The following is an 8564-nucleotide window of genomic DNA, read 5'->3' on the forward strand; positions in this document are numbered from 1 at the left end:
ACTGGTGCAGAATGCGTCCCTTTTCATCCACAAGCACGGACTTGATGGTGGTCGAGCCTGCGTCGATGCCGAGGTACACGGGGGCAGGCGCTTCCTTCGTGCCGGAAAGTTCGGAGATGTCCGCCCATGAGGCGGTGTGGGAATTGTGTCTTTCCCGGAAAAGCCGCAGTTCCTCCTCGTCGTGGAAGAGAGGCGGCAGAGAAACCACGTCGGGCTTGTGGGCTCCGCTGGTCAGTTTGTCAGCAAGAGCCGACAGCTCTTCGGCTGTCCATACATGCTCTCCAACCTGCTGCTCGTTGCCGGGGAGCTCCTGCTGAGATACGGAATACATGGCCGTGCCCATGGCGACGAAATATTCCGCATAGGGAGGGAAAATGGCGTTCTCTTCCGAGAGCGCCAGAGTTTCCACGAAGCGCTGACGAAGGCTGCTGAGAAAGGCGAGAGGTCCGCCGAGAAATGCCACCTTGCCGGTAATGGCTCGTCCGCAGGCAAGGCCGCTTACGGCCTGTTCCACGACGGCCTGGAAGATGGAGGCGGCAATGTCCTCTCTGGCGCAGCCTTCGTTGAGCAGCGGAAGAATGTCCGTTTTGGCGAAGACGCCGCAACGCGAGGCTATGGGATAGATGGTGCGGTAGCGGGAGGCGAGTTCGTTCAGGCCTGCGGCGTCGGTGTTGAGGAACGTGGCCATCTGATCGATGAACGCACCCGTGCCGCCGGCGCACGTTTCGTTCATTCTCTGTTCCACGCCGCCGGTGAAGAATGTGATCTTTGCGTCCTCGCCGCCGAGTTCGATGGTGACGTCGACGTCGGGAATGCGTCTGCGTATGCTTTCAGAGGAGGCAATGACTTCCTGAACGAAGGGAATGCCGAGTTCTTCCGTAAGGGAAATGGCGCCGGAACCGGTAGCCGCCAGCGTGAAGGCATGACCGGAGAGCCCGCCGTCGGCGAGCGCTTCGCGGAAGAGCTGGGCCACTGTTGCCCGAACGTCGGACATGTGGCGCTGGTAGCGTGCATAGAGCACGCGGGTAGACGGGTCCAGGACAACGAGCTTCACTGTGGTGGAGCCGATATCGAGACCAATGTGAGCCAAGGTCGACCTTGTATCCATACAAGACACCCTGAGGGAATCGAACGAATCCAGAGTAGGTTAATGGTGAAAAAAACGCAAGGGGGGAAAAGCCGGAAAGCCGGCTATTCCTTGACGCCCAGGGCTTCAAGAGCCAGACGGGCCGCTTCCTGCTCGGCTCGCTTGAGGCTGCCTCCTTCCGCAACGAAGCTGCGTCCGTCGGACAGTTCAAGCTGCACGCGAAAGGTCTTGGCGTGTTCCGGGCCGCTGCTGGACAGAGGCATGTAGACGGGCAGAGAATGGAGCAGAGACTGCGTGGCCTCCTGAAGACGGGTTTTGTAGTCCTTGCTCTTGCGGTCCGTGCCCGGTTCCGGCCAGCGGCCGGCATAAAGCCGATGAATGAGGGCGGAGGCTTCCTCGTGTCCGCCGTCGAGGTAGACGGCTCCGAGCACGGCCTCCATGGCGTCGGCAATGAGCGCCGGACGTTCCCGTCCTCCCTGGGCTTCCTCGCCTCGTCCCATGAACAGAAGTTCGCCGAGATGAAGGCTGCGCGCCAGCTCGGCAAGCTTGCCTTCGCTGACGAGCCGGGAACGCAGACGCGTCATGCCGCCTTCCCGCTCCTGCGGAAAGCGGTTGTAGATTTCGCAGGAAACGTTCACTTCAAGCACGGCGTCGCCCAGAAATTCCAGCCGTTCGTTGTGCGCGGTGTTGTGTTCATTGGCCCACGAGCTGTGGGTCAGCGCCGTGGCCAGCAGCGATATGTCGTGAAAACGATACTGGAGGCGCCCTTCAAGTTCCGAAAGGCGCTTCAGAGCATCAGGGGAAAAAGCTGTCCTGTGCATCTCATAAACTCCTCATGAAGAAAGAAATATGCTCTCATCGGGCAATTGGCAATAGGCTGTTCCGACTTGACAAGCGGGCCGGGACTTCCTACTTATCTATCACAACATTCAAGGAGTCTTATCATGGCCTATGATATCCGTCTTGTAAAAATCGTGACCGGTGAGCTCATCATCGGCAAGTTCGATGCCGAAGCCAACGCTCTGACCGACGTCGCCATCATGCAGACTGTTCCTACCCAGCAGGGCGTCCAGCTCATGATGCTGCCCTATGGCTATCCCTTCGACCAGGAGTTCAACGGCCGCATAGACGGCAAGCATTTCCTCTTCGAATATTCTCACACTCCTCAGGAAGTGCAGGACAAGTATCTGGAAGCCTGCTCCAATCTGTCCCTCTCTTCCGGCGGACTGAACCCCAATCCTTCGCAGAACGGCGGTTCCGGACTCATCCTGTAGTCCTACATCGGATTTGCACAAAAAAGGCGCGAGGCGAAAGCTTCGCGCTTTTTTGTGCTTTCGGAAAGGGGCAGAAAATTTTATCCGACCGGGGAAAGCGGCTCGGGATCTTTGGCGTGCCCGTGCATGAAGCTCCGAGCGCTCGAACCCTCGTTCTGCGGAAGGAGTTTCGCAGAACGAGGACGGCCTTCCTGCGGGCAGACCGTCATTTACGACGATGCGCCTACAGCGCGGTGAGCATATATTTGCGTACGAGCTTCAGGGCGGCCTCTCTGCAGGCCTCATCGGTTTCGTTCTGCGCGGAAAGACGGATCAGCGGCATGGCCTCGTTCACGAAGTCTGGTCTTGCCTCCAGCAGACGCTCAATGGCATGGTAGCAGGAAATGCGCAGAGGAGCGTGGTCGCAGAAGCCCGTGCTTTTTTCTTCCGGGGCGTCGTAGATGTAGTGCAGAAGCACGCGGCGGAAGGTGTCCGCCAGAGGGGGACACTGCGCAAGCGTTTCGCCGAAGGCTTCGGGAATGCCCCAGCCTATGTTGCCGGATTCCTCGTTCATGTGCCACATGAAGCGGCGCACGATGTTCTTGGCATCCTCGGGAGAGTCTGCGTAGACTTTTGCCATGACGCCCCCCATGGCGAAGGCTGCGCGCTCGGCCATGGTCCCGCCTTCCGTGAGGCAGGCGAAAAGAGCGTTGGCCAGCGACAGGGGAGAGGCGTCTTCGCATTCTGCGGGAAGAGGCTGCTGCTTCGACCACTTTTCGTCGCGAAACCAGGTCCGCAGAGCGTTTTTCAGGGAACGGAAACGAGGCATGGGCATACTCCTTCTTGATGTCGGGCGTACCATACTATGGATGCCGGCGACATGGCAAGTTTGCCGGTTTTTTGCAGGTTGAACAATTGGGGCTTGACAGAAAGGCGATTACAGGACAATTATTCGAGTTCCTATTGTGCTAACCAGCCCCGCCATCGACGGGGAATGACTTGGAGGATTCCTATGAGCAAAGTTCTTCAGAACGCCGTCAAGACCGAAGCCGGTGTTGAAGTGAACGGCATTCCTGTTCAGCCCATCGTTGAAAAGTGCAGCGGCTGCGATCGCATCTGCGAGTTCGAAGGCCAGCAGTTCTGCGCGAGCTACCCCATCCCCGCCAAGAAGTGGACTTCCGGCAAGTGCAACTTCGCCACCCACGTCAAGGTGGAAGTTGCCGCCAAGGCCAAGGTGAACCCTCTGAAGGCCTCCAAGCGTGCCGCCAAGGGCCACTAAGCCGTACCTTCATTTCCGGCCGTACGGCCGGTACGCGGTACATTCTTCGAGAATGTTCGTCCGGAACGTTCCGGGAAGTGGCCTTTTCAGTCTCACATCGGAGACGAAAGGTCATGCGTTGCCGTTTTTTCTTTTGACCTTCACCGGGTTCCGCATTGTCGGCACCCGGTGTTAGGTGTTTAATTGGAGTGTTATTATGTCTCTGGAAGAAAAGCATACCCTGCTTGCCTCGCTTTCCGGCCGTGCCGAACGTGTTTTTGAACTGCAGAGCGCCATGACGGCCCGACGCGGCCTCGGCCCCGACAACGGGGGCGACGGGGAGCAGAGCAAGGCAGAGTATCTTGAGGCATGGCTTCGTTCCTTCGGCATCGATGACATCGAGCATGTCGACGCTGCCGACGACAGAGTGCCTTCCCGCAGGCGTCCCAACCTTATCGTTCGCATTCCCGGCCGGTCTTCCCGTACGGTATGGATACTCGGTCACCTGGACGTGGTTCCCGCGGGAGAGGAGAGCCTGTGGCATTCCGATCCGTGGGTGGTGACGCGCGACAAGGACGACGCAGACCTGATTTATGGCCGCGGCGTGGAAGACAATCAGCAGGCCGTCGTTTGCGGTTGCCTGCTGGCTGCCGCCATCAAGGAGACGGGGGTCACACCGGATTTCGGCCTCGGTCTCATCCTCGTGTCCGATGAGGAGACGGGCAACGCCTACGGCATTCAGCATCTTTTCCGGGAAAGGCCGGATTTCGTTTCTCCGGACGACATCGTGCTGGTTCCCGACTCGGGAAGTCCGGACGGCGGATTCATTGAAATTGCGGAAAAGGGCATACTCTGGCTGCGCGTGGACATAGAAGGCTGCCAGTGTCATGCTTCCCGTCCCGATGACGGCAGAAACGCCCTTACGGCTGCGGCGGCCATGATTCTCGGCACGAAGGCTGTTGAGGAAGAATTTACCGCCCGCAATGAACTTTTTGCTCCCGACCGCTCCACCTTCACCCCCACGAAGCACGAGCCCAACGTTCCCAATGTGAATACCATGCCCGGCAAGGAAGTATTCTACATAGACTGCCGCGTGCTCCCCTGCTACTCTCTGGAAGAAGTGCTCATCGCCTTCCGAGCTCTGGCTGACAAGGTGGCAAAACAGTACGGCGTTTCCGTAACTGTGGAAAAGTACATGGAAGAGCCGGCCGCTGCGCCCACGTCCGAGGACAGCGCCGTGGTGACCGGTCTCAGAAGGGCCGTGAAGGAAGTGCTCGGCAAAGAATGCCGCTGCGGCGGCATAGGCGGATCCACCGTGGCGGTCAATTTCCGCGAGCGCGGCATTCCTGCTGCCGTATGGGCGTTGATTTTTGAGAACTGCCATTCCCCCAATGAGGCGGCCCGACTTTCGTTCGCCGTGAAGGAAGCGCAGGTGTTTGCCTCCATGCTGTTCAACGACTGATCGGAGGGGTCATGCGCACGATACAGGTTGTCAATGTCCGCTGGTACAATGCCACGGCGTGGTATGGCGTAACGCTTGCGCATTGCCTTCAGAAGGCAGGACATGAGTCGCTCGTCGCCGGACTTGCAGGAACTCCGCCCATCATGAAGGCGCGCGAGCTCGGCCTGCCCACGGTGGAGCTGCCTTTCAACTCCCAGACTCCAGGCGGTCTGCTGGAGCTTGTTCGCGGCATGGACGGCCTTGTGCGGGAGTTTGGACCGGATGTCGTCAACTGTCATCGCGGTGAAGCTTTCGTTTTGTGGGCTCTCATGAAAAAGAGATACGGCTTTGCTCTGGTCAGGACCAGAGGAGACCGGCGTCTTCCCCGCGGAGGATTCGTCAACCGCTGGCTGCACTGCCGGGCGGCGGATGCCGTCATTGCCACGAACAGTCTCATGACGCGGCATTTTTCCGAAGCTCTTCATGTGCCTTCCGACAAGCTTTATACCATACTCGGAGGCGTGGACACGGCGCGCTTTCATGCCGACAGGCAGGCAGGCGCCGAAGTGCGCCGACGGTACGGTTTCAGCGAGAACGACGTGGTCATGGGACTTCTCGGACGCATGGACGAGGTCAAGGGCATCCGGGAAACGGTTGCCGCGCTGGCAAAGGCGAGGAAACTGTCGCCCGAGGCGGAAAGAATACGTTTTCTCGTCATCGGATTCGATTCCGAATTCACGACGGAAGACGTCGCCCGCTGGTCCAGGGAACAAGGACTCGGAGAGCTCGACGGAATAGTCACCGTGACCGGCAGGGTGGAGAAGCCGGAAGAAGTGATCAACGCGCTTGATTTCGGCATCCTTGCTTCGCTGGGCTCGGAAGCCATTGCCCGGGCGGCTCTGGAAATCATGGCGTCCGGCGTGCCTCTCATTTCTTCCACTACCGGAGTCATGCCTGACCTTCTGCCTCCGCAGTACTGTTTCGCTCCCGGAGATACGCAGGCCATGGCCGAACGCATGGTTCAGGCGATGGATGAAGATTGGCGTGCCGAACTGGCACAGGTCTGCGTTGACCGTGTTTTCAAGGGCGGTCTGCGCCTTGAAGATTTTCTTGAGGCCTCCCTCAACGTATATGACAGAGCGATTCGCTCGGCGAGCCGGACATCCGTCTTGTAATGTCTGCTCAGAGCTCGGCACGAATGCCTCATGAAAAAGCCCTGCTTTTTAATGGCGGGGCTTTTTCATGAGGCTCTGAGAGGACTTTTCCGCATTCTTCAGAGAGGAATGCTCTTCGAAAGGTCAGAATCCGTACAAGGAACATCACTCCACGGGAACAGAAACAGGTTCGAACGGATGTCCCCATCGGTTGAGGAAGACGAGTTTCGGGTTCCAGCTCTGTTCGTCGAAGAAATCCTGAAGCGGGTATCCGATAAGGATGAGACTGACGGGACGAACCATGCCCGGCAGGGATAAGGCTGAAATAAAGGCCTGTTCCCTGGCTTCCACGGGATGAATGCCGCACCAGAGCGATCCCAGTCCCATGGCACGGGCGGCAAGCATGACGTTCTGAGTGGCGGCGGCGCAGTCCTGAGGCCAGAATACCGTCTGAGGAACGGCGGAAGTGTCGCAACAGATGAGAAAGGCCAGAGAGACTTCCCTGGCTGGCGAGGCCGAGGGATGAAGGGAGGGAAGCTCGTCAAGCGTGTCCCTGTCCGTAATCACTATGATTCGTCTGGTCTGTGCATCTTCTGCCGAAGGCGCGGCAAAGGCTGCGCGAAGCAGGGTTTTCTGCAACCGGTCTTCTACGGGTCTTGGGGAAAATTTACGTATGCTTCGTCTTGTGAAGATGGCGGAAAGAGCGTCGGGCGTTTCCATGCGTTCTCCTTTTTTCCTTACCATACGAAAAAATGGAAAGACGGGAAGAGCATGATGGCATGATACTCATGACACAGGGACGCCAGGGACGGTTCGTGCAAGTGCGTTCGTTCCGGTTGTGGACCGGAGATCCGCGGGAGCAGGACGCAGAACAACAAAGAGGTTTGCGGGGACAGACGGGACGGTTCGTGAGCAGGCGTGCAAGTTCAGATTTCCAGGAGAAAGGTCTTTCGTTTCTGGAATGGGAACTGCGTTGACGCGGGGCCGCGCGGAAGCCGGCAACTCCGCGCGGCATGAATGTTTCAGTCGGAGTTTTCTTCCTGTGGGGAGTCCCACAACGTCAGGGCGCGACATACCTCGCTGCCGTCGGAGAGACGCTGAATGGAATGAAGACGCGCCCCTGATACGGCGTGCCGGAAGATTTCCCTTTCCGCCCCGGATGGAATGACGGAGGGAGCGCACAGACATTCCAGTTCTTCCTGAGGAAAGCACTCAGCCCGGAAGGTAATGTCCACGAGACGGGGCATGGAGCTTTCCCCGTCTTTTTTCTCCAGTGCGGATTCCGAGGGCAGGGGTTCCAGAATCCAGGCAAGATATCTGGTATTGTTGACATGTCCATTGATGTCGAGATCGTCCCGACGCACGCGCAGAAGACTTTTTGACGGCGTATCTGTGCGTAGTCGGGGAATGACACGGCAGGCGAAGGGGGCGCAGGGCCTGGGGGCTGACGGGTATCTGGGCACAAGCTCGTCGGGAAGCTGAGCCATGGAGCGGTCGGCAAGACTCATGACGGACCATGCGCTTCCGCCGCTGACGATGAGCCTGTTCTGTTCGTCGTAGACCTCATAGCCTCGATGACCGAAATGATCGAGCGTGGAAGGCCATGTATGTATGCGCAGATTTTCCCCCTCGCGGGGAAGGCGGTCGATGCGCAACACGAGTCTGGTGAGCACCCATGTCAGATCATGCCGGAGAAGGTCGTTTTCGCCGAACCCCAGAAGATCGGCGTTTCTGCCCGCCGATTCCTGAAGCCAGTTGCCCAGAGAAGAAAGAGTTGCCACGCCGTTTTCGCCGATCTCGCCGTAGCGGACCGAAAAATTGATGTCAAACTCGTACGGCGAAGCTTGAGAATGTTCAGGCATGCTTTTGCCTCTTGAAGCTTGTTCCGGAAGAAGTCCGGGGAGTTTTTTGCTGCAGGTTGTGCAGGATGTCAGTAGTTTTTCTTCCATTCCAGACCGAATTCCGTTCTGTTGGAAGATGCCTTGGCCTGAGCGTCGAGACTTGGCGTCAGTTCTATTTCCACCACGGCATCGGTCTCGCTCTCTCTGCCTATGCCCTGCTCAACGCCGACATAGACATTGTCGAGCACATACGTTCCCATTTCAAGGGACGTCTTGGACATGTCGGAATTGCCGTCTTCCGAAGTCGTGCTCTCCGAATTCAGCTTGAACACGTCCAGTCCCAGAAGTTCCCGGCTGAAGCCCATGACGTCGGGGCCTCCCAGCCCTGCAAGCTGGGCCGCTCCTGCCGCAAGCTGAATGGCCTGCACATGACTCAGCGTGCCTGCCGACTGACCGAACATGATCTGAGAAATGATTTCGTCCTGAGGCATGGTCGGCTGGCTGGACAGAGAAATTTCCGGCTTCGTGGC

10 protein-coding genes are annotated in these 8564 nt (G+C 58.2%); 4 read left to right on the top strand and 6 right to left on the bottom strand.

Annotated features, from left to right (window positions below):
• Both QZZ60_RS08975 and rnc read right to left on the bottom strand, forming a co-directional pair.
• A partial coding sequence (locus QZZ60_RS08975; RefSeq protein WP_295640657.1) for a BadF/BadG/BcrA/BcrD ATPase family protein occupies nucleotides 1–1090 on the bottom strand: 1090 nt, incomplete at its 3' end.
• A gap of 101 nt (nucleotides 1091–1191) precedes the next feature.
• Nucleotides 1192–1908 carry a ribonuclease III gene (rnc, locus tag QZZ60_RS08980; protein WP_295640659.1) on the bottom strand — a complete coding sequence of 239 codons (717 nt, stop codon included), beginning with the start codon at nucleotides 1906–1908 and terminating at the stop codon, nucleotides 1192–1194.
• 123 nt (nucleotides 1909–2031) lie between these two features.
• Here rnc and QZZ60_RS08985 point away from each other — a divergent pair, with 123 nt between their 5' ends.
• Nucleotides 2032–2361: a hypothetical protein gene (locus tag QZZ60_RS08985; protein ID WP_294446753.1), complete on the top strand. Its 330-nt coding sequence runs from the start codon at nucleotides 2032–2034 to the stop codon at nucleotides 2359–2361.
• Between the two features lie 223 nt (nucleotides 2362–2584).
• Here QZZ60_RS08985 and QZZ60_RS08990 read toward each other — a convergent pair whose 3' ends face one another.
• Complete coding sequence (locus tag QZZ60_RS08990) at nucleotides 2585–3169, bottom strand: DVU0298 family protein (RefSeq protein WP_295640662.1); 585 nt, start codon at nucleotides 3167–3169, stop codon at nucleotides 2585–2587.
• A gap of 183 nt (nucleotides 3170–3352) precedes the next feature.
• Here QZZ60_RS08990 and QZZ60_RS08995 point away from each other — a divergent pair, with 183 nt between their 5' ends.
• The 3 genes from QZZ60_RS08995 to QZZ60_RS09005 all read left to right on the top strand — a co-directional run bounded on the left by QZZ60_RS08995 (nucleotide 3353) and on the right by QZZ60_RS09005 (nucleotide 6214).
• A complete protein-coding gene (locus tag QZZ60_RS08995) occupies nucleotides 3353–3619 on the top strand; it encodes a PxxKW family cysteine-rich protein (protein WP_295640664.1) in 267 nt (88 codons plus the stop codon).
• 196 nt (nucleotides 3620–3815) lie between these two features.
• Nucleotides 3816–5060, top strand: coding sequence for a M20 family metallo-hydrolase (locus tag QZZ60_RS09000; RefSeq protein ID WP_295640669.1), 1245 nt, complete (start codon nucleotides 3816–3818; stop codon nucleotides 5058–5060).
• Between the two features lie 11 nt (nucleotides 5061–5071).
• On the top strand, nucleotides 5072–6214 hold the full coding sequence (locus tag QZZ60_RS09005; RefSeq protein ID WP_295640671.1) for a glycosyltransferase family 4 protein: 1143 nt from the start codon (nucleotides 5072–5074) through the stop codon (nucleotides 6212–6214).
• Between the two features lie 144 nt (nucleotides 6215–6358).
• Here the strand turns inward: QZZ60_RS09005 and QZZ60_RS09010 are convergent, their stop codons facing one another.
• The 3 genes from QZZ60_RS09010 to QZZ60_RS09020 form a co-directional block, all read right to left on the bottom strand.
• Nucleotides 6359–6913, bottom strand: a complete 555-nt coding sequence (locus tag QZZ60_RS09010; protein WP_295640673.1) for a nitroreductase family protein — start codon at nucleotides 6911–6913, stop codon at nucleotides 6359–6361.
• A gap of 302 nt (nucleotides 6914–7215) precedes the next feature.
• On the bottom strand, nucleotides 7216–8055 hold the full coding sequence (locus tag QZZ60_RS09015) for an acyl-ACP thioesterase domain-containing protein (RefSeq protein WP_295640675.1): 840 nt from the start codon (nucleotides 8053–8055) through the stop codon (nucleotides 7216–7218).
• Between the two features lie 68 nt (nucleotides 8056–8123).
• On the bottom strand, nucleotides 8124–8564 hold a 441-nt coding region (locus tag QZZ60_RS09020), incomplete at its 5' end, for a translocation/assembly module TamB domain-containing protein (protein WP_295640677.1).

This window comes from uncultured Mailhella sp., from assembly GCF_905187505.1.
In the GTDB taxonomy this organism is placed as follows: Bacteria; Desulfobacterota; Desulfovibrionia; order Desulfovibrionales; family Desulfovibrionaceae; genus Mailhella.